Genomic DNA, 24,497 nt, shown 5'->3' on the forward strand with positions numbered 1-24,497 from the left:
CCGCGACGAAAGAGTGACGCAGTCAACACGCCCGTAATTCGCCCGGGTCATCAGCGCGATGACCGATCTTGTAGAAAGGGTGTGGTGCAAAGGGGTATGCCTGAGCGCAACGCGCAAGCAGGATCGTGTTGGTCCTCGTGACCAGCGGATAGAAGGTGGTGAGACGCCAGGTCTCACGAGCAGCATGCCCCGCTGCCTTGATGCGTACCCCGAGTCATGAATCGGAGGAACAGGCCTTGACACCGAGATCTTCATAGAAGGGGCGAATTCATTCGCCATGCGGGCCGAAAGTCCGCCCCTGGGGGATTCGGTGGAGCACGGTGTGCTCCCTGGCGAATGAATTCGCCCCCACAGAGAAGCGCACTGCGGTTACCCCGCCGATTTTGCTGCAGCCGGCACCGCCGCCGGCTTGAGCACCAGCCACAGCGCCAGGGCGATGAGCACGCCGCCTTGCAGGTGCGCCATCGACACCGATTCATCGAGCAGCAACACACCCCAGAACACGCCGAAGGGCGGGATCAGGAATGTCACGGTCATGGTCTTCACCGGCCCGACGTTGGCGATCAGGCGGAAGTAGAGGATGTAGGCGAACGAGGTGCAGACAAAGCCCAGAGCCGCCAGGGCCAGCCAGGTCGTGGGGTGTAGCAGGGGTTCCAGCGGCATGTTCGGGGCTTCCCAGGCGAATGCTGGCACCAGGCAGAGCGTGGCGCCGATCTGGCAGCCGAGGGCCACCATGCCGCTGTCCATGCCGCCGGCCTCGGTGATCCAGCGCTTGGTCATGAAGCCGGCGAAGCCATAGCAGGTGGTGGCCACCAGGCAGGCTGCCGCGCCCCAAAGCAATTGAGCGTCGAAGGCCACCGGCCCGGTGCGGGTCAGCACCGCCACCCCGGCCAGGCCCATGAGCACGCCAGCGGCCTTGGCGCCTGTGAGTTTCTCGGTGAAGAACAGCGCGCCGATCAGCACACCCATCAGCGGCGTGGTGGCATTGAAAATGGCGGAGTAACCGGCCGGAAGAACCTGCGCCGCCAGGGCGTACATGGCGGCCGGAACCCCGGAGCTGACGATGCCGATTACCATCGTCTTTCCCAGCTTGCCGCGAAAGTCCCAGTTGCTGCGCAGCACCGCAAGAATCACCGCCAGGCCGATAGCCGAGAGCAGAACCCGCAGGAAGGCCGTTGGCAGTGCACCGATGTCCGGCACCAGCATACGGATGAACAGGAAGCTGGCGCCCCAGATAGCGGCAAGGCTCAGCAGGCGGATGAGGTCGGCGGGTTTCATGGCGGGCTCCAGGCAGCGGAGCCGGCACGATGCGCCGCCGCGAACGGCGGCGCAATCCACAACTTGCTTTCAAATTGGCGGAACAGTTTGGCTGTGGCGGAATCGATGGCTCTGTCTGCATTACGTGTTGCTAGAAGCCGTATTGCCCGTAGGAGCTGGCTTGCCAGCGAATAGCCCCGTTTCGCTGGCAAGCCAGCTCCTACAAGGCTCTTGGCCCGATGGTACATCTCGTGCAACAGCTAACGCAGACTTAGCGAATTCATTCGCCAAGGGCCGCGTAGCTGCCCCATGGATGCTTCCTGGGCAGGTCTTCGACCTGCATGGCGAATGAATTCGCCCCCACAAGAGCCATCAGAAACTCTTGCTCACGCTGGCCACCCAGGTCGCCGTGCAGACGTCGGTGAAGCCGTAGTTGCTGGCGCACTCGGACTCGGACAGGTCGGTGTCGACGTAGGCGATGCCCCAGGTGGCGCCGATGAAGTCGCGGGTCAGCTTGGCTTGCCACTCGCGGTAGTCGTCGGAGCTGGTGCCATTGTTGGACCAGAACATCGGGTCCTTGAAGTCCACGCGCCCGTAGCGCAGTTCCAGGCCGACTTCCAGCGGCAGGGTGGTCTGATAGCCGACGTAGGTATAAAGAGAATCCTGGTCTTCGCCAAACACGGTGGATGCGTCGCTGGAGTAATACGCACCCGCCTGGAAGCCATAAGCGCCGAGGATGGCGTACACCTCGCTCATGTTGAATTGGCTTTCCTTCGGGTAGCTGTATTTGATGTAGCCCAGGTCCAGGTTCACATCGTCGGTGGCCTGCCAGTACCAGCCGGCGTAGTAGTCCACCTCCTGGCGGGTCTTGAGGCCGAAGCCGAAATCCACGTTCGAGGTCCAGGCGCCGGCGTACAGGCCGCTGCTGTGGAGCAGGGTGGCGCCACCTTGGGCGGCCGGGTCGTTCTGGGTCTGGGAAATGCCGCGGGTGCGGTAGTCGCTGGCCAGGGTCAGGTCGACCTGCAAGGCGAAATCGTCGGTCAGTTGCACGGCCTGGCAGGCGAAGGGAGCCAGGGTCAGGGCGAGGAGCGTGATGCGGCGCATGGGGTGTCCCGTTGTTGTGGTTGTTATGGCAGATGCGGGCAAGGCTCCGCCCGGCCCCCGCCATGCGGCGGGAGCTGAGCGTGGAGCAGAGGTTTCTTGTGCTTAGCGGTCGGCGCTGAAGACTTCGCGACCGGCGAACCAGGTCTTGAGAACGCGAGTTTCGGCCAGGTCCTTGTCGGGCACACTGAGCACATCGCGGTCGAGCAGGATGAAGTCGGCCTGCTTGCCGGGGGTGAGGGAGCCGATCTGCTTGTCCAGGCCGATGGTGCGGGCGGCATTCAGGGTGTAGGCCTGGAGCATGGTTTCCCGGTCGATGCGCTCGTCGGCATTCAGTACGCCTTTGGGACCATCACGGCTTACGGCCTGGTAGATCGCCAGCCACGGGTTGGGCGACGACACCGGCCAGTCACTGGCGCCGGCGATGGTGGCGCCCTGGCTCAGCAGCGAGTGGGCCGGGTACTGGTAGCGGAAGGCGAAGGCGCTGACGTAGGGCTTGACCAGGTCCAGCGTGTAGTCGTCGCCGGAGGCCCAGAGCAGTTGCATCGAGGCCGTCACGTCAAGCGGCTTGAAGCGCGCGAACTCCTCGGGGTTCACCAGTTGCAGGTGGGTGATGGAGTGGGCGATGCCGCTCTGCCGGTCCTTGCGTGCCTGTTCGATACCGTTGAGGGACTCGCGCACCGCGCGGTCGCCAATGGCGTGGATATGCACCAGCCAGCCACGGGCGTCGGCGGCGCTCACCAGCTCACCGAAGTGCGCCGGGTCGATCAGCAGTTCGCCGCGCTTTTGCGAGTTGTTGTACGGGTCGATCAGCGCCGCGCTCTGGGCTGGATACTCCAGCACGCCATCGGCGAAGACCTTGATGCCCGGCAGGCTGAGGTTGGGGATGCCCTGGAACTGCTGGCGCACCTTGTCCAGTGTTTCGAGGTCGGCGGGGCGGCTCTTCGGGTTGGCCACCAGCAGTGCGGCGACGTGGGCGTTCAGCTCGCCTTTGTTGGCCAGGGCCTTGTACACCGGCAACACACCCACCGTCTTTTCCGTGGGCTTGAGGGCGAATACCGCCTCACCCGGCGCAGCGTTGGCGGCCGGGTCCATCCAGGCAGTGATGCCCTGGCTGTTGTTGAACTTCACCGCCGATTCGCCAGCGCGCAGCAACTCGTCGGCGCTGGCGGCTGGTATCACTGCAGCCAGGCGGTCCCAGCCGGCGTCCACGGCAAAGCCGTTGGGCTGGCCGTCCTTGCTCACGCCCAGGGTGCCGCGCTCGGCTTCCGGCAGGGAGGCGACCAGCTTCGCGTCGATACCGGCACGCTCCAGCATGGCCTGGTTGGCCCAGCCGGTGTGGTGGTCGCTGCCACTGAACACCACCGGCACCTTCGCCCATTCGCCGTTGTTGAACACCTGGCGCAGCTCCTCGGCCTTGCCCCAGTAGGCCGAACTCATGCCGGCGATGTTCAGCACATCGCCGTGGCGGGCGCTGCCGTCGTCGCGCCAGGTGCGCAGGCGCTTCTCCAGTTCGGCCAGCTCGACCACCTCGTCCTCCATGTTGGCGGACATCATCTCCAGGCCGCCGAAGATGGCGTGGGAGTGGGTGTCCACCAGGCCCGGCAGCAGGCGCTTGCCGGCCAGGTCGATGATCTGGGTGGAAGCGTCGGCCAGGGCCTTGATCTCGGCGTCGGTGCCCACTTTCAGGACCTTGCCGTCAGCCACCGCCATGGCTTGCGCGTCGGGTTGGGACGGGTCGGCGGTGTACAGCTTGCCGTTGAGCAACACCAGGTCGGCGGCTGCCATGGACGCCGTCGAGGAAAAAGCCAGTGCCACGGCCAGGAGGGTGGGCGTGAAGCCTTTCATTGGTAAACCCCTTGTTTTTATTGATCTGGCAGCGAGACTAGCGATTGGCCCGGGCTGGCAGAACGCCCGAATCGCGCAAAACCCTTTTTCCTGAATGGAAAAACCATGGACAAGCTCGGCGCTATCAGCATGTTCGTTGCCACGGCGGAACACGGCAGTTTCAGCCGTGCTGCCGAGCAACTGGGCAAGACCCCTTCGGCCCTGACCAAGGCCGTTACCCATCTGGAAGATGAACTCGGCGTGCGGCTGTTCGAGCGCAGCACGCGACGCACGGTGCTGACCGAGGCCGGGCGGGTCTACCTGGAAACCGCGCGCCAGGTACTCCAGCGCCTGCATGAGGTGGGTGAGGAAGTGGGGCAGTTGCAGCATGGCCTGTACGGCAATCTGCGGCTCACCGCGCCACTGGCGTTCGGGCGGGCCTTTCTGGATGACGTCTGCGCCGGCTTCCTCGCCGAGTACCCGCAGATTCGCCTGCGGGTGGACCTCAGCGACTCGTTCGTCGATCTGGTGGAAAGTGGCTATGACCTGGCCCTGCGCGAAGGCCGTGGTGATCAGCCGGGGTTGATCGCCAAGGTGGTCGGGCGCAATCGCCTGGCGTTGTGCGCCAGCCCGGCCTATCTCGCGCGCAAACCCCTGCCGGTCACCCCGGAAACCTTCGACCAGCACGACTGGCTGCTCTACCGCCACGCGGCGCTGAGCCGGACCTACTGGTGGGTGGAAAAGGACGGACAGCGCCTGAGTCTCCTGCAGCCTGCAGCACCACGTCTGGAAAGCGACAACTACGACCTGCTGCTGGCCAACGCGCTGGCCGGTGCGGGCCTGTTCCATGCACCGCTCTGGAGCGGCGCCCCTTACTTCGCCGACGGCCGCCTGGTCCGCCTGATGGCTGACTACGAGATCGACCCGGACGCCTTCGGCCCGCAGATCCTCGCCGTCTACCCCAGCCATCGCCGCGCCACCGGCAAGGTGCTTGCCTTCATCGACTATCTGGCTCGCTACCTGGAGCAGCGCGGGCTGGCGTGAAGGATGGCTTCTCGTTGTTGTGGGGGCGAATTCATATGAACGTGGGAAACCACGTCCTTAGGGCGTGGTCATGAGTCATCGGCTCTGCCTGTGACGATCGGAATGCCTGACTTACAGGATGAGGTCGGATCGTCAGTAGCCCGGATGATATCCGCGGAAAGTCCAATCGCCGCTCCCGGACTTCATCGGGGTTACGGCGAACCTGCGGTCCGCTTGGCGATTGAAATCGCCCCCACAGATGACTAGAAACGCTTGCTCACGCTCGCGACCCAGGTTGCCGTGCACACATCGGTGAAGCCGTAGTAGCTGGCGCACTCGGACTGGGACAGGTCGGTATCGACGTAGGCGATGCCCCAGGTGGCGCCGATGAAGTCGCGCGTCAGCTTGGCTTCCCACTCACGGTAGTCGTCCGAGCTGGTGCCGCCGTTGGACCAGAACAGCGGGTCTTTGAAGTCGTTGCGCCCGTAGCGCAGTTTCAGGCCCACCTCCAGGGGCAGGGTGGTTTCGTAGCTGACGTAGCTGTAGAGCGTGTCTTGCTTCTCGCCGAAGAAGTTCTTCGCGTCGTTGGAGTACTGGGCGGCGAGCTTGAAGCCGTAGGCGCCGAGGATGGCGTAGACCTCGCTCTGGTTGAACTGCCCTTCCTTCGGGTAGCTGTACTTGATGTAGCCGAGGTCCAGGCTTACATCGTCGGTGGCCTGCCAGTACCAGCCGGCGTAGTAGTCCACTTCCTGGCGGGTTTTCAGGCCGAATCCGAAGTCGACGTTCGAGGTCCAGACCCCGGCGTACAGCCCGCTGCTGTGGAGCAGGGTGGCGCCGGCCTGGGCGGCGGGGTCGTTCTGCGTCTGGGAAATGCCGCGGGTGCGGTAGTCGCTGGCCAGGGTCAGGTCGACCTGCAGGGAAAGGTCGTCGGAAAGTTGCACGGCCTGGCAGGCAAAAGGGGTCAGGGCAAGGGCGAGGAGGGTGAAGCGTTTCATCGAGGGGTTCCCGTTGTTGTGATTGTTCGGGCAGGTGCAGGCAAGGCTCCGCCAGGCCCCCGCAGGTGGCGGGAGCTGGGCGCGGAGCAGGGACTTTCTTGTGGTTAGAGGTCGGCGCTGAAGACTTCGCGGCCGGCGAACCAGGTTTTCAGCACGCGGGTGTCACGCAGGGCTTCGGGCTCTACCTGGAATACGTCGCGGTCCAGCAGGATCAGGTCGGCCTGTTTGCCGGGGGCGAGGGAGCCGATCTGCTTTTCGAGGCCCATGGTGCGGGCGGAGTTGAGGGTGTAGGCCTGGAACATGGTTTCCCGGTCGATTTCCTCGTCGGGGTTCAGCACGCCTTTCGGCCCCTTGCGGCTGACGGCCTGGTAGATCGCTTTCCAGGGTTCGGGCGTGGTCACCGGCCAGTCGCTGGCGCCGGAAATGGTGGCGCCGTTTTTCAACAGAGAGCGGGCGGGGTACTGGTACTGGAAGGCCATGGCGCTGATGTAGGGCTGCACCAGGTCCAGGGTGGAGTCGTCGGCGCTGGCCCAGTAAAGCTGCATGGAGGCGATGACATCCAGCGGCTTGAAGCGGGCGAACTCCTTGGGGTTGACCATCTGCAGGTGGGTGACTGAGTGGGCGATGCCGCTCTGGCGGTCCTTGCGCGCCTGCTCGATGCCATTGAGGGCTTCACGCACCGCACGGTCGCCGATGGCATGGACATGCACCAGCCAGCCACGGTCATCCGCCGCGCTGACCATCTCACCGAAATGCGCCGGGTCGATCAGCAACTCGCCGTACTTTTTCGAGTTCTTGTAGGGCTCCAGCAGGGCGGCAGTCTGCGCGGGGAATTCGGGCACGCCGTCGGCGAAGATCTTGATGCCCGGCAGGGTCAGGTTGGGCAACCCCTGGAACTGCTGGCGCACTTGGTCGAGCGTTGCCAGGTCGGCCGGGGTACTGCGCGGGTGGGCCACCAGCAGGGCGGCGACATGGGCGGTCAGCTCGCCTTTCTCGGCCATGGCCTTGTACACCGGGAGGATGCCGAGCGTTTGGGCAGTGGGCTTGAAGTCGAACAGCGGCTCGCCCGGCGCGGCGTTGGCGGCCGGGTCCATCCAGGCAGTGATGCCCAGGCTGAGGTTGTAGCGCAGGGCGGCGCGGCCGGCTTCCAGCAGTTGCTCGGCGGTGGCCTGCGGGAACTGCGCCAGTACCGGGTCGAGGCCTGCATCGGCGAGAAAGCCGTTGGGGCGTTTGTCTTCATGGTGGCCGATGGTGGCCAACTGTTCGCCCTTGAGGGCTTTCACGGTTTCGGCGTTGATACCGGCCCGTTTGAGCATGGCCTGGTTGGCCCAGCCGGTGTGGTGGTCCCAGCCGACGAACACGATGGGCTCATCGGCCCATTCGCCCTGATTGAAGCGTTGCTCGAACTCCGCAACCTGGCTCCAGTAGGCCGAGGGCAGGCCACCGACGCTGAGGATGTCGCCATGGCGCGCCTTGCCGTTGTCGCGCCACTCGCGCAGCCGCTGCTCCAGCTCCGCCATGGGGAGGAGCTGCGTGTTGACGTTGGCCGCGGCGAGCTCCAGCCCGCCCATCACGGCGTGGGAATGGGAGTCCACGAAACCCGGCATCAGCACCTTGCCGTCGAGGTCGATTACCCGGGTGCCGGATTCCTTCAGTCGCAGCACCTCGGCGTCGTTGCCGACGGCGCGGACTTTGCCGTCCTCGACTGCAACAGCCTGTTGCAAGGGTTGGCCGGGTTCGGCGGTGTAGACCTTGGCGTTATGCAGAATGAGATCGACAGCCGCCATGCTTTCCATCGAGGAACAGGCCAGTGCGGCGGCCATCAGGGTGGGGACGAAGGTTTTCATCGGGTTGCTTCCGGTTCTTGTTGGTCTGGCGCAGAGCCTAACCAAGCCGGTCGTGCGGCAGAATGCTATGTTCTCGCACAACTTTTGTGCCGATTCGGAATAGATCAATGGACAAGCTCAGCGCGCTCACCATGTTCGTCGCCACCGCCGAGCACGGCAGCTTCAGCCGTGCCGCCGAGCAATTGGGCAAGACGCCCTCCGCGCTGACCAAGGCGGTGGGGCACCTGGAAAGCGAGCTGGGCATCCGTCTGTTCGAGCGCACCACCCGACGCATGGCGCTCACAGAAGCTGGGCACATCTACCTGGAAGGCGCGCGCCAGGCACTGATGCAGTTGCAATTGGCTGGAGAGGAGGTGGACCAGTTGCAGCACGAGCTGCGCGGTAGCCTGCGCCTCACGGCGCCGCCGTCGTTCGGGCCGGCCTTTCTCAATGAAGTCTGCTGTCGCTTCATGCTCGAGCACCCCCAGGTGCGCCTGGAGGTGGACCTGAACGACGCCTTCGTCGACCTGATCGACGGCGGCTACGACCTGGCCCTTCGCGACGGGCCAACGGACTTGCCGGGGCTGATTGCCCGGCCCTTGACGGAGAACCGCATCCTGCTCTGCGCCAGCCCGGCCTATCTGCAACGCAAGGGAATGGACCTAAGCCTGGAAAATTACGAGCAGCACGACTGGCTGGTATTCCGCCATCCGTTGCTCAACCGGCACTTCTGGTGGGTGCGGCTGGGTGAAGAGCGTATCCGCCTGCAACAGCCGGCGCCCAGGCTGGCCAGCGACAACTACGACTTCCTGCTCGCGTGCGCGCTGCGCGGCCAGGGTCTGCAGTTCCTCCCGCAATGGAGCGCCGCCCCGTACCTGGAGCGAGGTGAGCTGGTGCGGCTGTTGCCCGACTACCTTCTCGAGCCGGATGCCTTTGGCCCCTGGGTGCATATCCTCTACCTGGCCCACCGCCGTCGTACCCGCAAAGTGCGGGTATTCATCGAGATGCTGGAGGGGTACATGCGGGAGCGGGGGATTGCCTAGAAAGGCGAGAGGCCTCTACAACCCGCAATTTTTTCTGGCTAAGCTCGCCTTTCCCGTTCCGCAGCCGAGACATCCCACATGGCGCAGCAATGGCCGGCCGAAGGCATCGCCCGACTGATTCTCGAAGGCTTCGACGATTACCGTGAGCATTTCCGCCAGATCACCGACGGCGCCCGCGCCCGCTTCGAGCTGGCGCAGTGGCAGGCCACTCAGCAGGCGGCAGCCGAGCGGATTGCCTTGTATGAGGTGAAGGTCAGCGAAACCAGCGAGCGACTGCGCGCGGCCTATGCGCTGGATGAGTTGCTGGACGTACAGCTCTGGCCTCTGGTGAAGAGCGCCTATATCGGTCTGATCGACGTGCGCCTCGACGATGAACTGTCCGAGACCTGGTACAACTCGGTGTTTTGCAGCCTGTTCAGCCATGACCTGATCAGCGACGGCTGCATGTTCATCCATACCACCCGGCCTTCGCTGCGCGCCCATGAGCGCGCGCCCCAGACTCGCAATTACCGTCCCGAAGGGCGGCTGCACGCGGTGCTCTCGGCGATACTCGACGACTTCCGCTTCGACGTGCCCTACGACGACCGCGCCGGTGATCTCGAACGCCTCGAAACCCAACTGCGCGAGCACCTGCCGGACTGGGTGTGCAAGGACCCGGAGTTGCGCATCGAGCTGTTCGCAGCACCCTTGTTCCGCAACAAGGGCGCCTACCTGGTTGGCCGCATCTACACCCGCGACGAACAGTGGCCGCTGGTGATCCCGCTGTTGCACCGCGAGGATCGCGGCATCCAGGCCGACGCCATAATCACCGACGAAGCGGAAGTGTCGATCATCTTCTCCTTCACCCGGTCCTACTTCATGGTGGACGTGGCGGTGCCCGCCGAGTTCGTTGGCTTCCTCAAGCGCATCCTGCCGGGCAAGCACATTGCCGAGCTGTATACCTCCATCGGTTTCTACAAGCACGGCAAGTCGGAGTTCTATCGCGCGCTGATCAACCACCTGGCCAACACCGACGACCGCTTCATCATGGCCCCCGGCGTGCGTGGCATGGTGATGAGCGTGTTCACGCTGCCGGGCTTCAACACCGTGTTCAAGATCATCAAGGACCGCTTTGCCCACGCCAAGACGGTGGACCGCAACACCGTGATCGAGAAGTACCGGCTGGTGAAGACCGTCGACCGGGTAGGGCGCATGGCGGACACCCAGGAGTTCGCCGACTTCCGCTTCCCCAAATCCAAGTTCGAGCCGGAATGCCTGGCCGAGTTGCTGGAGGTGGCACCGTCCACCGTGGCACTCGAAGGCGACGTGGTGCTGATCCGCCACTGCTGGACCGAGCGTCGCATGACGCCGCTGAACATTTATCTGGAAAGCGCCAGCGAGGCCCAGGTGCACGAGGCGCTCTACGACTACGGCCTGGCGATCAAACAGCTGGCGGCGGCCAACATCTTCCCCGGCGACATGTTGCTGAAGAACTTCGGTGTTACCCGTCACGGCCGCGTGGTGTTCTACGACTACGACGAGATCTGCTACCTCACCGAGGTGAACTTCCGCGTCATCCCGCCGCCGCGCTACCCGGAAGACGAAATGTCCGCCGAGCCCTGGTACTCGGTGGCGCCCAACGATGTGTTCCCCGAGGAATTCCCGCGCTTCCTCTTCGCCGATCTCGGCCAGCGCCGCTTGTTCAACAAGCTGCATGGCGACCTCTACGAAGCCGCGTACTGGAAGTCCCTGCAGGATGCGATCCGCTCCGGCAAGGTCATCGACGTCTTCCCCTATCGGCGACAGGAACGGGAACTCACCGAGGCCATCCAGTAAAGGCCATGGTCGAGCACATCTTCTCCCGTGCCACCTGGCTCAACTCCCTGCACATGTCGGCGCTGACCGTGGCGCTGTTGCAGGAGGAGGGCATCGACGCGTGCGACGTGCTGGCCGGCAGCGGCATCAGCGAGCAGGATCTCGTCGAGCTGCAAAAGCTGGTCAACCCCGAGCAGGAGCAGCAGGTTTACGCCAATGCCGTGCGCCTGGCGCCGCGCGTGGCCCTGGGCCTGACCCTTGGCCTGCGCACGCGTATTTCCGCCTATGGTTTGCTCGGTTACGCGATGCTTTCAGCGCCCACCTTCGGCGAGGCACTGCGCGTGGGCTTGAACTACCCGGTGCTGCTGGGCACCTATTTCCGCCTGGCGCTGGAGCAGGACGGCGATACCGTCTGGCTGACTGCCGCCGGCTATGGCGAAGAGGAGTCGCTGCGGGCCTTCAATACCGAGCTGTGCCTGGGCTCGCTGAAAGTGATCTTTGCAGACTTGCTGGGCCAGCCTCTGCCGCTGCGCTCGGTGCAGCTGGACTACCCGAGCAGCAGCGGCATGGCGCGGCCCTACGCCAAAGGGTTCGGTTGCCCGGTTACCTTTGGCGCGGCCCACAGCGCTATCGGTTTCGATGCTGCCTGGCTGGCCCGGCGCCTGCCCCTGGCGGACCCGGTGACCCACAAGGAAATGCTCGAACAGTGTCGCCGGCAGAACGTCGAATTCGCTGCCCGCCGCGCCTGGCTTGAGCGGGTGCGCGGCCTGCTTGCCGCCCGACTACAGGACCCGCCGGGGCTGGAAGAGCTGGCGCGGCAGATGAACTGCTCGTCGCGCAGCCTGCGCCGCCACCTGGCCCAGCAGCAGACCAGCTACCAGCAGTTGCTCGATGAACTGCGTTTCACCCGTGCCAAGGAAATGCTCCAGAAAGGCGACATCCCCATCTACCGCATCGCCGAAGAACTCGGCTTCAGCGAAACCGCCAGCCTGCGCCATGCCTTCCAGCGCTGGAGCGGCCAGCCGCCGAGTCATTTCCGGGGTTAATGGCGGCAGGGGAGTCGCTTGTCCATGTGGGGGCGAATTCATTCGCCCCCACAGTACGGCTACGCGGCGCGCAGTGCTGGCACCACTTCCTGCGTCAGCCAGTGACGCAGGTTGCGGTTTTCCGGGTGGTAGAAGCGGCGCAGGAGCAGGTCGTAGCTGCCCGATTCGCTGATCATCCACCCGGATAGGTCCAGAGAAGGGTGGCGGACTGTGCAAGGTTGGAACCACCGGTGTAGCAACCGGCCGGGCGAATGCCCGCCTCGCACAGTCCGCCATGACTGCCAGATGACTGAAGGTGATGCCCAGTCGACCTGCATGGCTTTCTGCGCGCTACATTCCGGGGTTCCAGCCCGGGTCGCGACCAGCGTCGCAACGAGGCCGGATGCTGCCCAAGGGGCTTGTAGGACGGCAATGCGGTTGGAGCGTCGGATGTTTCGGATTGGCTCGGAGCGCTGCTTCGGTAGGATGGGTAGAGCGAGCGAAACCCATCAATCCGGCAGCATGGGTTTCGCAGGCTCGCGGAGTGCCGCCCGATCCATCCGATGATGGCTGGATTGTTTTGTGGCCACATATGTTGGCCATTTAGATCCCCTATTGGCCGTCCCTGCCACTGCGCAAACACCCATGGTTCCGCACAGAATCCCCCATCAATAACAAGACCGATGAGGTGCTCCCCATGCTGACCGTCTATAGCGACGATCACCGTCTCCACTTTGGCCAGTCGGAACTGGTCGATGGCAAGCTACAGCCCTGCTTCGAAATGCCCAGCCGCGCGGACACCGTGCTGGCGCGGGTACGCCAGCAGGCAATCGGTGAAGTGATCGAGCCGAAGGACTTCGGCCTGGGGCCGGTCCTGCGCGTGCATGGCGCGGCTTATGTGGAGTTCCTCAAGGGCGCCTGGGACCGCTGGGCCGCCGAAGGCCATAGCTGCGACATGCTCCCCACCACCTTCCCGGCGCGCCGCCTGCGCCGCGATGGCCCCATCCCCACCGCGCTGCATGGCCAGCTCGGTCACTACTGCTTCGACACCGAGGCGCCGATCACTGCCGGCACCTGGCAGGCCGTGTACAGCTCCGCCCAGGTGGCGCTGACCGCCCAGGATCACATGCGCCAGGGCGCCAACACCGCCTTTGCCCTTTGCCGTCCGCCGGGCCACCATGCCGGCAGCGACTTCATGGGCGGCTACTGCTTCTTCAACAACGCCGCCATCGTCACCCAGGCCTTCCTTGACCAGGGCGCCAAACGCGTGGCCATCCTCGACGTCGACTATCACCACGGCAACGGCACCCAGGAGCTGTTCTACGATCGCAGCGACGTGCTCTTCGCCTCCATCCACGGCGACCCGCTGGTGGAGTACCCCTACTACCTGGGGCATGCCGATGAGCGCGGCGAAGGCGAAGGTGCCGGCTTCAACCACAACTACCCGCTGCCCCATGGCACCGGCTGGGACGGCTGGTCCGCTGCGCTCGACGACGCCTGCCGGAAGATCGCCGCGTACGCGCCGGATGCGCTGGTGATCTCCCTGGGCGTGGACACCTACAAGGACGACCCCATCTCCAAGTTCAAGCTGGACTCGCCCGACTACATCCGCATGGGCCAGCGCATCGCCGCCCTCGGTCTGCCGACCCTGTTCATCATGGAAGGCGGCTACGCGGTGGAAGCCATCGGCGTGAATGCGGTGAACGTGTTGCAAGGCTATGAAGGAGCTGCGCAATGAAGGCGCGCATCCTGCTGGCGGGGGCCCTGCTGGGCGCTTCGTTGAATGCCGTCGCCGAGCCCCAGGTACGCATCTACAACTGGTTCGATTACATCGGCCCGGACACCCTGAAGAACTTCCAGGCCGACAGCGGCATCAAGCCCCAGTACGACGTTTACGACAGCAACGAAGTGCTGGAGGCCAAGCTGCTTTCCGGCAATTCCGGCTACGACCTGGTGGTGCCCAGTGACAGCTTCCTGCCCAACTACATGAAGGCCGGGGTGTTCCAGCCGCTGGACAAGAGCAAGCTGCCCAACTGGAAGAACCTCAACCCGGCGCTGCTCAAGGTGCTGGCCGCGAAGGACCCGGGCAACCAGTACGTGATGCCCTACATGTGGGGCACCAATGGCATCGCCTACAACGTCGACAAGGTGAAAGCGGTACTGGGGGAGAACGCCCCGGTTGATTCCTGGGAGCTGATCTTCAACCCGGACAACCTGGCCAAGTTGAAGCAGTGCGGCGTTGCCTTCCTCGATTCGCCCACCGAGGTGATCCCGGAAGTGCTGCACTACCTGGGCCTGTCGCCTAACAGCCACAACCCGGACGACTACAAGAAGGCCGAGGAGCTGCTGGCGAAGCTGCGGCCTCACGTCAGCTATTTCAGCTCGTCGAAGTTCGTCACCGATCTGGCCAATGGCGAAGTCTGTGTGGCGCTGGCCTGGTCCGGCGGCGCGATGCAGGCGGCAGCGCGGGCGCGTGAGGCCGGCAACGGGGTGAAGGTGGAATACCGCATTCCCAAGGAAGGCACCGCCGCCTGGTTCGATGTGCTGGCCATTCCGAAGGATGCGCAGAACGTCGAGCAGGCCCACGCCTTCCTCAACTACCTGCTGCGCCCGGAAGTGGTGGCGCCCATCTCCGACCACGTGGCCTACGCCAACCCCAACCAGGCGGCGGATCAGTTGACCTCTGCGGAGCTGCGCGACAACCCCAACGTCTACCCGCCGGCCGAGGTGCAGGCCCGGCTGTTCTCGGTGGAAATGCTGCCGCCGAAGCTGGAGCGCATCCGGACCCGCACCTGGACCAAGGTCAAGACCGGCACCTAGCGCCGGCCCTTTGCAGGATGGTGCGGACGGCGTACCACTAGAGCAGCGATACCCATCAGTGTTGATCGATGGGTATCGCTGCGCTCCACCGCATCCTACGGGGCGGGGTCCCATTCAGTTTCGGCCTGCTTGGCGAATGAACTCGCCCCTACAGGGGTGGCGCCCGGACGAGCCATCAATCCCCCCGCCAGCACCAATCCCGCCCCCGCTAAATAGAGTGCCGGTTGCAGGCTACCGCCGAGGTGGCTGCTGACCGCTGCCAGCAGCGGGCCGAGCAGTTGCCCAAGGGCGAAGGCGGCGGTCAGCAGCCCGACATTGCGCGAATGGCCGTGCGGGTCCAGTTCCCGTGCGTACTGCATCACCAGTTGCATACCGGCAAGGAAGGGACCGCCGCTGAGGATCACGCCCAGGGTCAGTCCAGGCATGCCCGGCAGGGTGCAGGCGAGGGTGCCGAGCGCCTGCAGCCAGAGCGCTACCACCATCCAGCGCCGTGTGCCGCCGGGGGTCTGCCGACGCAGGCTGACCAGCACTACGCCCAACGCTGCCGCCAGGCCGAAGGCCGGCCAGAACAGGTCTGCCTGCCATTGTCCGTGGAAGCGCGCGGCTGCCATCTGCGAGAGGAAGGTGGCCGGGATGATGTAGCCCATGCCCACCAGTCCGTATGCAACCAGCAAGGCGTAGAAGGCTTTTGGCCGGGCGCGGGCCGGCGTTTCCATCTGCGGCGCTGCTGTCGGTGAGGGCAGCAGTGGCTGGGTCAGCAGGGTCAATACGAGTGCCAGCGCGCCGAACGCCAGCCAGAGCGCGGCAGAGCCTTGGCCTTGCAGGTTCAGCTGCAGGGCCAGCAGGCCGGTCAGCATCACGCCAAAGGCCGGGCCCGCGAATACCAGGCTGCCCAAGCGAGGCCGATTGGCGTCCGCTGCAATACGCTGGCTGAGGCCGGTGACCACCACCAGCACCCAGGCGCTGGCGACGCCCAGGGCGAAGCGCAGCAGGACGTGGGGCCAGAGGCCTTCCGCCGGCACCGAGGCCAGGGTCAGCAGCGCAGTGGCCCAGAGTCCGATCACCAGACGCAGGCGAGCCTGGCCCGGCGACCTGACATTGAAGGCATCCAGTGCGCCGATCAGGTAGCCCAGGTAGTTGGCGGCGGCCACCAGGCCGGCGCCGGTCAGGCTTACCTGGCCTTCAGCAATCAGGTGCGGGAGTTGCGGGGTGAGGGCAAAGCGGCCAACTCCCATGGCAACGAGCAGGGCCAGAAAGCAGGCGAATAGTCGGATCAGCGTGGGCATGGGGGGTCTCCGGTGCTGGTCATCGGGATTTCCATGCTAGGGGCTGGATGTATTCATTAAAAACGAATAAAAATGAACGTATATGTTCTTTTTTATTGAATGGTTTGCCATGGAACTCAGCCAGCTCCGCATCTTCCAGGCCGTCGCCGAGGAAGGCTCCATCACCCGCGCTGCCACGCGTATGCATCGGGTCCCGTCCAACCTCTCGACGCGCTTGCGCCAGCTCGAGGATGCCCTGGGAGTCGAGCTGTTCCTGCGCGAACGGCAGCGCCTGACGTTGTCTCCGGCGGGCAAGGTGCTGTTGGGTTACGCCGAGCGCATGTTTGCCCTGCAGGCCGAGGCCGAGGCGGCCTTGCGTGGCGGTGAGCCGGCTGGGGACTTCGTGATTGGGTCCATGTTCAGCACCGCCGCCATCCACCTTCCACCCATGCTGGTGCGCTACCACCGCACTTGGCCCGCGGTGAACCTGCAGGTGCAGACCGCACCCAGTGGCGAGCTGCTGGAAGGCCTGCTCGGTGGCCGGCTGGATGCCGCTCTGGTAGACGGCCCGGTGGAATTCGCCGAGCTCGACGGCCTGCCGATGTTCGAAGAGGAGATGGTGCTGATCACCGAGGCTGCCCATGGGCCGGTGAAGTCGGCTCAGGATGTGGCCGGGCTGGAGGTCTACGCCTTCCGCCAGAGCTGCTCCTATCGCCGCCGCCTGGAAGGCTGGTTCGTTGCCTCGCGGGTGCCCATGGCGCCGCCCATGGAGATCGAGTCCTACCACAGCATGCTGGCCTGCGTGATCGCCGGCGGCGGCATTGCCCTGGTACCGCGTTCGATGCTGGAAAGCCTGCCCGGGCGGGACGAGGTGCGGGTTCACCAACTGGACGCGCCATTCAATCGCACCACCACCTGGCTGATGTGGCGCAAGGGCATGCTCGGCGCCAACCTGCGTGCCTGGATCGACCTGCAGCAGGACGGCCGCCAGGCGCAGTAGGATCACGCGCCACCGATCAGCGTCATGCACGGTTGTAGGACTTCTCCGTAATACCGTTCAGCGGTTTGATTCAGGTCAGTAGGAAATTTCTGGGCGAGCGTATTTTGGATCTTGCCCGGAGCAACTAAGCTCCAGACAAGGGTGGCCGAAGAAGCACGGGCCACCCGACCAAAGTCCCAGGAAAGGGGGTCAAGCATGAAGAAACGACTAGAAGCGTGGATGTGGCAACTGGGTGTCGCGCTGGGTCTGATCGAAGCACCGCGCCTGCAACCCATCCCAATCCGTAGCGAAGAGCAGCGCCGTCTCGCCGAGCAGCGCCGCTTGAGGGAGTAACCGGCTTACTCGTGAGCCCTGAGCCAGTTGTCCGCCAACTCGCGCAGGCGCTCACCCGAGAAGCTCGGGAAATGACCACCATGCACGGTGCGCACCGGAAGGTCGCGCAGCCGTGCGAGGCTTTTGGCGTAGTCATCCAGGTTCGAGTGGTAGGCGTTATCGATCAGCGGACCGTCGTAGATGATGTCGCCGCTGAAGAGTGTGCCTGTCTTCGATTCCCACAGGCTGATGCCGCCGGGTGAATGCCCGGGGGTATGCAGCACCTCCAGGACCCGGTCTCCCAGGTCCAGCACATCGCCCTCATCGATCAGCCGCGTCGCCGGCGCCGCTTTCACGCGGTATTCGGCGTAGCACAGCGGGCAGTCCGGGTGCGCTTCGAACATCTCATCACCGACGAAATCCGCCGACAGGGTATTGGCCCCGGTGGGCGTGGCCAGTATGTCCGCTTCCGCTGGGTGAACCAGGCGTTCGGGGAATTCGTGGTGGCCGGCGATATGGTCGAAGTGGGTGTGGCTGGCCACGGCCAGCAACGGCCGCTGGGTGAGCCAGGGCAACTGTTCGCGCAGGCTGACCAGGCCCGAGCCGGAGTCGATCAGCAGGTCCTTGTCGCGGCCCTGCACGTGCCAGAGGTTGCAGCGGTAGAAGGGGCGCACGAAGGGCTCGCTGATCAGGCTGATGCCGTCGTAGCAGTGCTCGACGTCGAACCATTGGTCACGACTGACGATTTTCATGGGGTGCTCCGTGCCTGGATTGCCTGGGCTGAATCTGTAGGGTAGGTCGCCCAGGGGGGGCTATCGAATAAAAAAAGCCCCGGTCGGCAGGGCCGGACCGGGGCGGGAAATGCCGCCTCCGGGGAGAGGCGGCAGTGCATGTCAGGCCAGTTCGCCCGTTGCAGCCGGGCGGCGGGACAGCAGGCTGATGACCACGAAGCTCACCGCGCCTACAGCCAGGCTGTAGTAGATCGGGGTGTTGGCTTCGAGGCCGTCGGTGTACATGAAGACGCAGGCGGTGATGCTGCCCAGGACCATGCTGGCGATGGCGCCGGCGGTGCTGGCGCGCTTCCAGTAGATGGCACCCAGCAGCGGAATCAGCATGCCGCCTACCAGCAGGTTGTACGCCAGGGTCAGGGCGCTGATCACGTCGCTGACGACCAGGGCGATACCGAGGACCACCAAGCCGAGCAGCAGGGTGAAGACGCGGTTCTCATGGGCACTGCCTTCCTCGTCCTTGCGGCCGGTGAACAGCGGCCACAGGTCCTGCGCGGCGGTGGTGGAGGCGGCCAGCAGGCCGGCGCTGGCGGTGGACATCAGGGCGGCCAGGGCAGCGGCGATCACCAGACCACGGATGCCATCCGGCAGGCTCAGTTGAACGATGCTGGCGAAGGCGTTGTTGACGTTGTCCAGGTCGGGCAGCAGCACCTTGGCGGCCATGCCGATCGCCGCGGCGGCCAGACCATAGAGCACGCAGTAGACGCCAGCGGCAGTGCCGGCGACCTTGGCCACGTTTTCGCTACGGGCCGTGAACACGCGCTGCCAGATGTCCTGGCCGATGAAGATGCCGAAGAAGTAGATCAGGAAGTAGGTGATGATGGTGTCCCAACCGATGGCGGTCATGGAGAAGTAGCTTGCCGGAAGCTTCTCGACCAGAGCGTCCCAGCCACCTGCGTCACTGATGGACATCGGCATCAGGATGAAGACCAGGCCGATGGTCATGATCAGGAACTGCACGATGTCGGTCAGCGTCAGGGACCACATGCCACCGATGGTGGAGTAGGCAACCACGATGCCGCCGCCGATCAGGATGGCGATCCAGAAGGGCATGTCGAACAGCACCTGCATGACGGTGCCGATGGCGATGGTGGAGGTGGCGCCGATCATCAGGGCGTAGACCAGCATGATGGCGGCGCTGGCGTGGCGCGCCGTTGGGTTGTAGCGACGTTCCAGCACCTGGGTGACGGTGTAGATCTTCAGCTTCAGCAGCGGCTTGGCGAGGAACAGGCTGATACCGATGATGCCCAGGCCCAGGGCGGCGCAGAGCCAGAAACCGGAAAGGCCGTGGACGTAGCCCAGGCGAACGGTGCCAATGGTGGAGGCGCCGCCGAGAACCGTGGCGGCCATGGTGCCGAGGTAGAAGCCCGGGCCCAGGTTGCGCCCGGCCACCAGGTAGTCTTCACGGGTCTTGGCGCGGCGCATGCCGTACCAGCCCAGTGCGAGCATGGCAGCTACGTATAGGAGTACTACGAATAAATCCAAAGCCATTTCAGGTCTCTCTTACTATTGTTGTTGTCGCGGTTCGCAAGTCCACGACTGGTGTTGCAAGGCGCGCAACGCTTCACACTGCGCCGTTATCAAGCAATCCCGCTTGTCCTAGTCCTTGTATTCGGGGCACTCCCGCTCGAGCTTTCTCAGCCAGGCTTCCCAGACCAGCTGGCGTTGCCACTCGCTCGCCTGGAACTGCTCGCAGGCGTGCACGCTGAGATCAAAGGGCATCTCACGGATGCCCCGCAGGGTGGAGGCGGCGATCTGTATCTCGCACGCCTTGTTCAGGTAGTACATGACGTAGAAGGCGTCGGCGACGCTGGCGCCCACGCTGAGCAGGCCGTGATGGCGCAGCATCAGGGCGATGTTGTCGCCCAGCGATGCCACCAGCCGCTCGCGCTCACCCAGGTCCAGGGCGATGCCTTCGTAGGTGTGGTAACCCACCCGCTGGTGGAACTCGGCGCTGATCTGGTTGAGCTGGGCCAGGCCGTTGTCCGCCGCGGCCACCGCCATGCCCGCCAAGGTATGGGTGTGGATCACGCAGTGGGCATCGGCGCGGGCCATGTGCACGGCGCTGTGAATGGTGAAGCCCGCGACGTTGTAGTCGGCGTTGCCTTCCAGCACCCGGCCATGCATGTCGACCACGATCAGGTCGCTGGCGCGGATTTCCTCGAACATCAGCCCGAAGGGGTTGATCAGGAACCGCGGCTCGACGCCCGGCAGGCGTACCGAAAAGTGGGTGTAGAGGGTGTCGTCCCAGCCGAAGAGGGCGGCCAGCCGGTAGGCGGCCGCCAGGTCACGGCGCAGGATGGCTTCGTTCTGTGCGTTCATCAGTGACGGATCTGCGAAAGGAATGCGCGGGTACGCGGATGCTGGGGGTTGTCGAAGAACTCGCCGGGCGTGGCAGTTTCCACGATCTGTCCGGCGTCCATGAACACCACGCGGTCGGCCACCTTGCGGGCGAAGCCCATCTCGTGGGTCACGCAGAGCATGGTCATGCCGTCCTGGGCCAGCTCGGTCATCACTTCCAGCACTTCGCCGACCATTTCCGGGTCCAGCGCCGAGGTGGGCTCGTCGAACAGCATCACCTTGGGGTTCATGCACAGGGCGCGGGCGATGGCCACGCGCTGCTGCTGGCCGCCGGAGAGCTGGCCGGGCTTCTTGTGCGCCTGGGAACCGATATGCACGCGGTTGAGGTAGCGCAGGGCCAGCTCCTCGGCTTCCTTGCGCGATATGCCACGGACCTTCATCGGCGCCAGGGTGCAGTTCTCGAGCACCGTCATGTGGGGGAACAGGTTGAAGTTCTGGAACACCATGCCCACTTCGCGACGCACGTGGTCGCTACCGGCCTTGGTGGAGATGTCCTGGTTCTCGACAATGATGGTGCCGCTGTCATGGGGATTGAGGCGGTTGATGCAGCGGATCAGGGTCGACTTGCCCGAGCCTGACGGGCCGCAGATGACGATTTTCTCGCCCTGGCGCACCGACAGGTCGATGCCCTGCAGCACCTGGAAATCCTCATAGCGCTTGCCGACGTTCTGCAGACGAATGATTTCGTTCATGGCGGAGTCCTCAGATACGGCGCATGCGAGCCAGGGTGCGTTGCACCAGGCCGACGGATTTGCTGCTGGCGCTGCCCTGGGCATCCCAGGAGAGGCGTCGTTCGAGTCCGCTTTGCATCCAGGTCAGGGTGTAGACCATGGCGAGGTAGTAAACGAGCGCGACGGCGTAGTACTCGGAGAACTGGAAGGTGGTGGAGACCGTCTGCGAGGTCACCGCCATCAGTTCCTGCAGCGAGATGACCGACGCCAGCGAGGTGATCTTCAGCAGGGTGATGAATTCGTTGGCGGTCGGCGGTACGGCGATGCGCGCGGCCTGCGGCATGATGACGTAACGGAAGGTGTGCCAGCGCGACAGGCCCAGGGCGTGGCCGGCGGCGTACTGGCCCTTGTCCACGGATTTCAGCGCGGCGCGGTTGATCTCCACCTGGTAGGCGGCTTCGTTGAGCGACAGCGCGATCCAGGCAGCGATGAAGGGGGTGAACCATTCTTCACGGAACACCGGGAAGAACTGCGGCAGGGCGTTCCACACGAACAACAGTTGCAGCAGCGTCGGGGCGCCGCGGAATACGCTGAGTACGCCGCGCAGCGTGCTGCGCCACACGCTCGCCGGACCGTCCAGGGCCAGGGCGCAGGGAATGGAAATCAGGATGCCCACCGAGTGGGACACCAGGGCCAGCACCAGGGTGATGCAAGCGCCCTGGAAGAAGTGCCAGGACGTCAGGGCGTCCCAGAAGACAGTCACATCGAAGTTCATGTACGTGTCCTGCGTGAATGGAAGCGTGCCGTTGCACCCTCCCCCGCGAGCGGGAGAGGGGCGGGCCGTTGGCCTTGCTTACTGCGCGGCGGTTTCCAGGTTGGCTGGATCGAGCTTCCATTTCTCGGCGATGGACTTGAGGGTGCCGTCGGCTTTCAGGGCCGACACCGCGTCCTCGACGGCTTTCTTGTCTTCCGGGCTCGGACGCATGTAGGCGCCGAAGATGTCCTTTTCGGGGAACGCGTAGAGGGTCTTGAACTGGCCAGGGGTCTGCAGTTCGCGGTAGGCCAGCTCGGTGTCCTGGGACAGGCCGGCGGCGGCGCGGCCAACCAGTACCTGCTGGGCCACGTCACTGCCTTTCGGATAGGTCTGCAGGGTGGCCGGGGCCTTGCCAGCGGCCTTCAGGTCAGCATTGAGCTTTTCCATGATGGTCACGTAGCGGGTGCCGGACTGCACCGCCACTACCTTGCCCGAGAGGTCGTCCAGGCTGTTCAGTGTGAGGTCGCTCTTGCCGCTGCCAAAGACGATGGTGGCGCTGGAGAGGTAGGCCACGGCGTTCAGCTTCTGGGTGCGCTCGGGCGTGATCAGCGTGCCGCTGATGACCGCGTCGCAACGCTTGGCATCCAGGCCCGGGAGCAGGCCGGTGAACTCGGTGACGATGAAGCGAGGTTTCACGCCCCAGTGCTTGGCCAGGGCGCGAATCAGGTCCGCGTCGAAGCCACTGGGTTCGCGGTCACCGGTTTTCTCGAAGAACTCCAGCGGCGGGAAAGTAGGGTCGGAACAGACCTGGAAGCTTCCCGAACTCACGAACGAGGGCTTGGCGTCGGCGGCCATGGCGCCACCGCTGAGGGTGGCGGCGAACAGACCGGCGAGGGCAAACAGTTTCAGCGGACGATTGCTCATCGTTAACTCCTTCAAGGCGTATTGCAGTGGTTGTTGTTGTAGGCAGTCGCAATAAAGTGGAGCTGTTTCGTTCTTATGCAGCGTCAGGAGAAACCTGAGCGGTCGTTTCGGATGTCTTGCCCGCCGGGAGCCAGCGCGGGCCCTTGGGGCCGTGGTTAAGGGCCGGTTCCTGAACAGTTGTCAGCAGTGCCAGTGGGCAGCGGCTCGTTGCTGCCCGGTCATGGCTGCGTTCAACGACGCACAACGCCCGGCAGGACGCAGAGCATTTCGTAGAGCAGGTTGGCGCCCAGCAGCGAGGTGTTGCCGGTGGTGTCGTAGGGCGGGGAGACTTCGACCAGGTCGCCGCCGATGACGTCCAGGCCCTGGCAGCCACGGATGATTTCCATCGCCTGGATGGTGGTCAGGCCGCCGATTTCCGGGGTGCCGGTACCGGGCGCCCAGGCCGGGTCGATGCCGTCGATGTCGAAGGAGAGGTAAACCGGGCCGCCGCCGACTTTCTCGCGGACTTCGGCCATCAGCGGTGCCAGCGACTTGTGCCAGCACTCTTCGGCCTGGACCACGCGGAAGCCCTGCTTGCGGCTCCAGTTGAAGTCTTCGGCGGTGTAGCCCTGGGCGCGCAGGCCGATCTGCACCACGCGGTCGCAATCCAGCAGGCCTTCTTCCACGGCGCGGCGGAAGGTGGTGCCGTGGGCGATCTTCTCGCCGAACATGTGGTCGTTGACGTCGGCGTGGGCGTCGATGTGCACCAGGCCCACCTTGCCGTGCACCTTGTTGATGGCACGCAGGATCGGCAGGGTGATGGTGTGGTCGCCGCCCAGGGTCAGCGGAACGATGCCGTGGCCGAGGATGCGGTCGTATTCCTGCTCGATGATGCGCACGGCTTCCCGCAGGTTGAAGGTGTTGATGGCCACGTCGCCGATGTCGGCCACGTTCAGCGAATCGAAGGGCGCTGCGCCGGTCGCCATGTTGTACGGACGGATCATCACCGATTCGGCGCGGATTTCGCGGGGGCCGAAGCGGGTGCCGGAGCGCAGGGAGGTGCCGATGTCCAGCGGAACGCCGACGAAGGCGGCATCCAGGGCGTCGAGTTCGGCGGGAGTTTGAATGTGGGGCAGGCGCATCATGGTGGCGATGCCGCCGAAACGGGGCATTTCATTGCCGCCCAGGGGCTGATGGAGTTTCTTGTCCACGGGGTGGCCTCACGGTTGTTGTGGTTGTAGGTAGTGGGGGGATTCTGGTGACAGTGCCATCACGGACAAATCGCTGGCGGCAAATAATTACTTCAAGGATTTCTAAACTATCGGGAGCGGGTAAGATGCCGTCCTACCGGCAGGGGCTCTGCTTCCTGTAGGGCCGAATGAATTCGCCCCTTCTATGAAGATCTCGGTGTCAAGGCCTGTTCCTCCGATTCATGGCTCGGGGTACGCATCAAGGCAGCGGGGCATGCTGCTCGTGAGACCTGGCGTCTCACCACCTTCTATCCGCTGGTCACGAGGACCAACACGATCCTGCTTGCGCGTTGCGCTCAGGCATGCCCCTTTGCACCACACCCTTTCTACAAGATCGGTCATCGCGCTGATGACCCGGGCGAATTACGGGCGTGTTGACTGCGTCACTCTTTCGTCGCGGCTCGCTGGCTGAGTGGTGGTGTCAGGGCACGGCTTTCAGTGTCGCACCCGCCGGCAGCTCACCGCGCTCCAGGTAGCGCCAC

21 protein-coding genes are annotated in these 24,497 nt (G+C 64.4%); 8 read left to right on the top strand and 13 right to left on the bottom strand.

Translation table 11 applies throughout. The annotated features are described in order from the left end of the window. Nucleotides 1–369 precede the first annotated feature (369 nt). The 3 genes from G559_RS0122425 to G559_RS0122440 all read right to left on the bottom strand — a co-directional run bounded on the left by G559_RS0122425 (nt 370) and on the right by G559_RS0122440 (nt 4,206). Complete coding sequence (locus G559_RS0122425) at nt 370–1,278, bottom strand: DMT family transporter (RefSeq protein WP_028630392.1); 909 nt, start codon at nt 1,276–1,278, stop codon at nt 370–372. Between the two features lie 351 nt (nt 1,279–1,629). Further along, on the bottom strand, nt 1,630–2,361 hold the full coding sequence (locus tag G559_RS0122435) for a TorF family putative porin (protein WP_028630393.1): 732 nt from the start codon (nt 2,359–2,361) through the stop codon (nt 1,630–1,632). A gap of 102 nt (nt 2,362–2,463) precedes the next feature. Then, on the bottom strand, nt 2,464–4,206 hold the full coding sequence (locus G559_RS0122440; RefSeq protein WP_028630394.1) for an amidohydrolase: 1,743 nt from the start codon (nt 4,204–4,206) through the stop codon (nt 2,464–2,466). Nucleotides 4,207–4,311: 105 nt separating this feature from the next. On the opposite strand from G559_RS0122440, the gene G559_RS0122445 reads away from it, so the two are divergent. After that, nucleotides 4,312–5,229 carry a LysR family transcriptional regulator gene (locus tag G559_RS0122445; protein ID WP_028630395.1) on the top strand — a complete coding sequence of 306 codons (918 nt, stop codon included), beginning with the start codon at nt 4,312–4,314 and terminating at the stop codon, nt 5,227–5,229. A 242-nt stretch (nt 5,230–5,471) separates the two neighbouring features. Here the strand turns inward: G559_RS0122445 and G559_RS0122450 are convergent, their stop codons facing one another. After that, complete coding sequence (locus G559_RS0122450) at nt 5,472–6,203, bottom strand: TorF family putative porin (protein ID WP_028630396.1); 732 nt, start codon at nt 6,201–6,203, stop codon at nt 5,472–5,474. Nucleotides 6,204–6,307: 104 nt separating this feature from the next. Further along, nucleotides 6,308–8,050: an amidohydrolase gene (locus G559_RS0122455; RefSeq protein WP_028630397.1), complete on the bottom strand. Its 1,743-nt coding sequence runs from the start codon at nt 8,048–8,050 to the stop codon at nt 6,308–6,310. Nucleotides 8,051–8,157: 107 nt separating this feature from the next. Here G559_RS0122455 and G559_RS0122460 point away from each other — a divergent pair, with 107 nt between their 5' ends. The 5 genes from G559_RS0122460 to G559_RS0122485 all read left to right on the top strand — a co-directional run bounded on the left by G559_RS0122460 (nt 8,158) and on the right by G559_RS0122485 (nt 14,711). After that, nucleotides 8,158–9,072, top strand: a complete 915-nt coding sequence (locus G559_RS0122460; RefSeq protein WP_028630398.1) for a LysR family transcriptional regulator — start codon at nt 8,158–8,160, stop codon at nt 9,070–9,072. 78 nt (nt 9,073–9,150) lie between these two features. Next, the gene (aceK, locus tag G559_RS0122465) at nt 9,151–10,887 is read left to right on the top strand and encodes a bifunctional isocitrate dehydrogenase kinase/phosphatase (protein WP_028630399.1); all 1,737 of its coding nucleotides are present in this window, start codon (nt 9,151–9,153) and stop codon (nt 10,885–10,887) included. 5 nt (nt 10,888–10,892) lie between these two features. Further along, nucleotides 10,893–11,912, top strand: coding sequence for an AraC family transcriptional regulator (locus G559_RS0122470; protein WP_028630400.1), 1,020 nt, complete (start codon nt 10,893–10,895; stop codon nt 11,910–11,912). Nucleotides 11,913–12,588: 676 nt separating this feature from the next. Continuing rightward, on the top strand, nt 12,589–13,629 hold the full coding sequence (locus G559_RS0122480) for a histone deacetylase family protein (RefSeq protein WP_028630401.1): 1,041 nt from the start codon (nt 12,589–12,591) through the stop codon (nt 13,627–13,629). Next, nucleotides 13,626–14,711 (top strand): extracellular solute-binding protein, encoded by a 1,086-nt coding sequence (locus tag G559_RS0122485; protein WP_028630402.1) that lies wholly within the window; start codon nt 13,626–13,628, stop codon nt 14,709–14,711. Before G559_RS0122480 ends, G559_RS0122485 begins: the two co-directional genes overlap by 4 nt. 95 nt (nt 14,712–14,806) lie before the next feature. On the opposite strand, the gene G559_RS0122490 is transcribed toward G559_RS0122485, so the two are convergent. Further along, the gene (locus G559_RS0122490) at nt 14,807–15,997 is read right to left on the bottom strand and encodes a YbfB/YjiJ family MFS transporter (protein WP_028630403.1); all 1,191 of its coding nucleotides are present in this window, start codon (nt 15,995–15,997) and stop codon (nt 14,807–14,809) included. Nucleotides 15,998–16,106: 109 nt separating this feature from the next. On the opposite strand from G559_RS0122490, the gene ptrR reads away from it, so the two are divergent. Both ptrR and G559_RS30715 read left to right on the top strand, forming a co-directional pair. Beyond that, nucleotides 16,107–16,976, top strand: coding sequence for a putrescine utilization regulator PtrR (ptrR, locus tag G559_RS0122495; protein ID WP_028630404.1), 870 nt, complete (start codon nt 16,107–16,109; stop codon nt 16,974–16,976). Nucleotides 16,977–17,171: 195 nt separating this feature from the next. Next, nucleotides 17,172–17,309, top strand: a complete 138-nt coding sequence (locus G559_RS30715; RefSeq protein ID WP_169338778.1) for a PA1414 family protein — start codon at nt 17,172–17,174, stop codon at nt 17,307–17,309. A gap of 5 nt (nt 17,310–17,314) precedes the next feature. Here the strand turns inward: G559_RS30715 and G559_RS0122505 are convergent, their stop codons facing one another. From G559_RS0122505 to speB, 7 genes are all read right to left on the bottom strand, one after another. Beyond that, the gene (locus tag G559_RS0122505) at nt 17,315–18,040 is read right to left on the bottom strand and encodes an MBL fold metallo-hydrolase (RefSeq protein ID WP_028630405.1); all 726 of its coding nucleotides are present in this window, start codon (nt 18,038–18,040) and stop codon (nt 17,315–17,317) included. A 141-nt stretch (nt 18,041–18,181) separates the two neighbouring features. Beyond that, entirely contained in the window at nt 18,182–19,567 is a 1,386-nt protein-coding gene (locus G559_RS0122510; RefSeq protein ID WP_028630406.1) for a sodium:solute symporter, read from the bottom strand. Between the two features lie 108 nt (nt 19,568–19,675). Next, the gene (locus G559_RS0122515) at nt 19,676–20,398 is read right to left on the bottom strand and encodes a class II aldolase/adducin family protein (RefSeq protein ID WP_028630407.1); all 723 of its coding nucleotides are present in this window, start codon (nt 20,396–20,398) and stop codon (nt 19,676–19,678) included. Next, entirely contained in the window at nt 20,398–21,129 is a 732-nt protein-coding gene (locus G559_RS0122520; RefSeq protein ID WP_028630408.1) for an amino acid ABC transporter ATP-binding protein, read from the bottom strand. The genes G559_RS0122515 and G559_RS0122520 overlap by 1 nt, the downstream gene beginning before the upstream one ends. A gap of 10 nt (nt 21,130–21,139) precedes the next feature. Beyond that, on the bottom strand, nt 21,140–21,883 hold the full coding sequence (locus G559_RS30505) for an amino acid ABC transporter permease (protein ID WP_028630409.1): 744 nt from the start codon (nt 21,881–21,883) through the stop codon (nt 21,140–21,142). A 78-nt stretch (nt 21,884–21,961) separates the two neighbouring features. Further along, nucleotides 21,962–22,786 carry an ABC transporter substrate-binding protein gene (locus G559_RS30510; RefSeq protein ID WP_028630410.1) on the bottom strand — a complete coding sequence of 275 codons (825 nt, stop codon included), beginning with the start codon at nt 22,784–22,786 and terminating at the stop codon, nt 21,962–21,964. 230 nt (nt 22,787–23,016) lie between these two features. Continuing rightward, nucleotides 23,017–23,976: an agmatinase gene (gene speB / locus G559_RS0122535; protein ID WP_028630411.1), complete on the bottom strand. Its 960-nt coding sequence runs from the start codon at nt 23,974–23,976 to the stop codon at nt 23,017–23,019. Nucleotides 23,977–24,497: the final 521 nt, after the last annotated feature.

This window comes from Metapseudomonas resinovorans DSM 21078 (assembly GCF_000423545.1).
GTDB classification, from domain to species: Bacteria; Pseudomonadota; Gammaproteobacteria; order Pseudomonadales; family Pseudomonadaceae; genus Metapseudomonas; species Metapseudomonas resinovorans.

What these genes read in the sequence shown, in the direction of transcription:
- G559_RS0122425 (WP_028630392.1), bottom strand. Translation starts at nt 1,278, where the DNA reads ATGAAACCCGCCGACCTCATCCGCCTGCTGAGCCTTGCCGCTATCTGG.
- G559_RS0122435 (WP_028630393.1), bottom strand. Translation starts at nt 2,361, where the DNA reads ATGCGCCGCATCACGCTCCTCGCCCTGACCCTGGCTCCCTTCGCCTGC.
- G559_RS0122440 (WP_028630394.1), bottom strand. Translation starts at nt 4,206, where the DNA reads ATGAAAGGCTTCACGCCCACCCTCCTGGCCGTGGCACTGGCTTTTTCC.
- G559_RS0122445 (WP_028630395.1), top strand. Translation starts at nt 4,312, where the DNA reads ATGGACAAGCTCGGCGCTATCAGCATGTTCGTTGCCACGGCGGAACAC.
- G559_RS0122450 (WP_028630396.1), bottom strand. Translation starts at nt 6,203, where the DNA reads ATGAAACGCTTCACCCTCCTCGCCCTTGCCCTGACCCCTTTTGCCTGC.
- G559_RS0122455 (WP_028630397.1), bottom strand. Translation starts at nt 8,050, where the DNA reads ATGAAAACCTTCGTCCCCACCCTGATGGCCGCCGCACTGGCCTGTTCC.
- G559_RS0122460 (WP_028630398.1), top strand. Translation starts at nt 8,158, where the DNA reads ATGGACAAGCTCAGCGCGCTCACCATGTTCGTCGCCACCGCCGAGCAC.
- aceK (WP_028630399.1), top strand. Translation starts at nt 9,151, where the DNA reads ATGGCGCAGCAATGGCCGGCCGAAGGCATCGCCCGACTGATTCTCGAA.
- G559_RS0122470 (WP_028630400.1), top strand. Translation starts at nt 10,893, where the DNA reads ATGGTCGAGCACATCTTCTCCCGTGCCACCTGGCTCAACTCCCTGCAC.
- G559_RS0122480 (WP_028630401.1), top strand. Translation starts at nt 12,589, where the DNA reads ATGCTGACCGTCTATAGCGACGATCACCGTCTCCACTTTGGCCAGTCG.
- G559_RS0122485 (WP_028630402.1), top strand. Translation starts at nt 13,626, where the DNA reads ATGAAGGCGCGCATCCTGCTGGCGGGGGCCCTGCTGGGCGCTTCGTTG.
- G559_RS0122490 (WP_028630403.1), bottom strand. Translation starts at nt 15,997, where the DNA reads ATGCCCACGCTGATCCGACTATTCGCCTGCTTTCTGGCCCTGCTCGTT.
- ptrR (WP_028630404.1), top strand. Translation starts at nt 16,107, where the DNA reads ATGGAACTCAGCCAGCTCCGCATCTTCCAGGCCGTCGCCGAGGAAGGC.
- G559_RS30715 (WP_169338778.1), top strand. Translation starts at nt 17,172, where the DNA reads ATGAAGAAACGACTAGAAGCGTGGATGTGGCAACTGGGTGTCGCGCTG.
- G559_RS0122505 (WP_028630405.1), bottom strand. Translation starts at nt 18,040, where the DNA reads ATGAAAATCGTCAGTCGTGACCAATGGTTCGACGTCGAGCACTGCTAC.
- G559_RS0122510 (WP_028630406.1), bottom strand. Translation starts at nt 19,567, where the DNA reads ATGGCTTTGGATTTATTCGTAGTACTCCTATACGTAGCTGCCATGCTC.
- G559_RS0122515 (WP_028630407.1), bottom strand. Translation starts at nt 20,398, where the DNA reads ATGAACGCACAGAACGAAGCCATCCTGCGCCGTGACCTGGCGGCCGCC.
- G559_RS0122520 (WP_028630408.1), bottom strand. Translation starts at nt 21,129, where the DNA reads ATGAACGAAATCATTCGTCTGCAGAACGTCGGCAAGCGCTATGAGGAT.
- G559_RS30505 (WP_028630409.1), bottom strand. Translation starts at nt 21,883, where the DNA reads ATGAACTTCGATGTGACTGTCTTCTGGGACGCCCTGACGTCCTGGCAC.
- G559_RS30510 (WP_028630410.1), bottom strand. Translation starts at nt 22,786, where the DNA reads ATGAGCAATCGTCCGCTGAAACTGTTTGCCCTCGCCGGTCTGTTCGCC.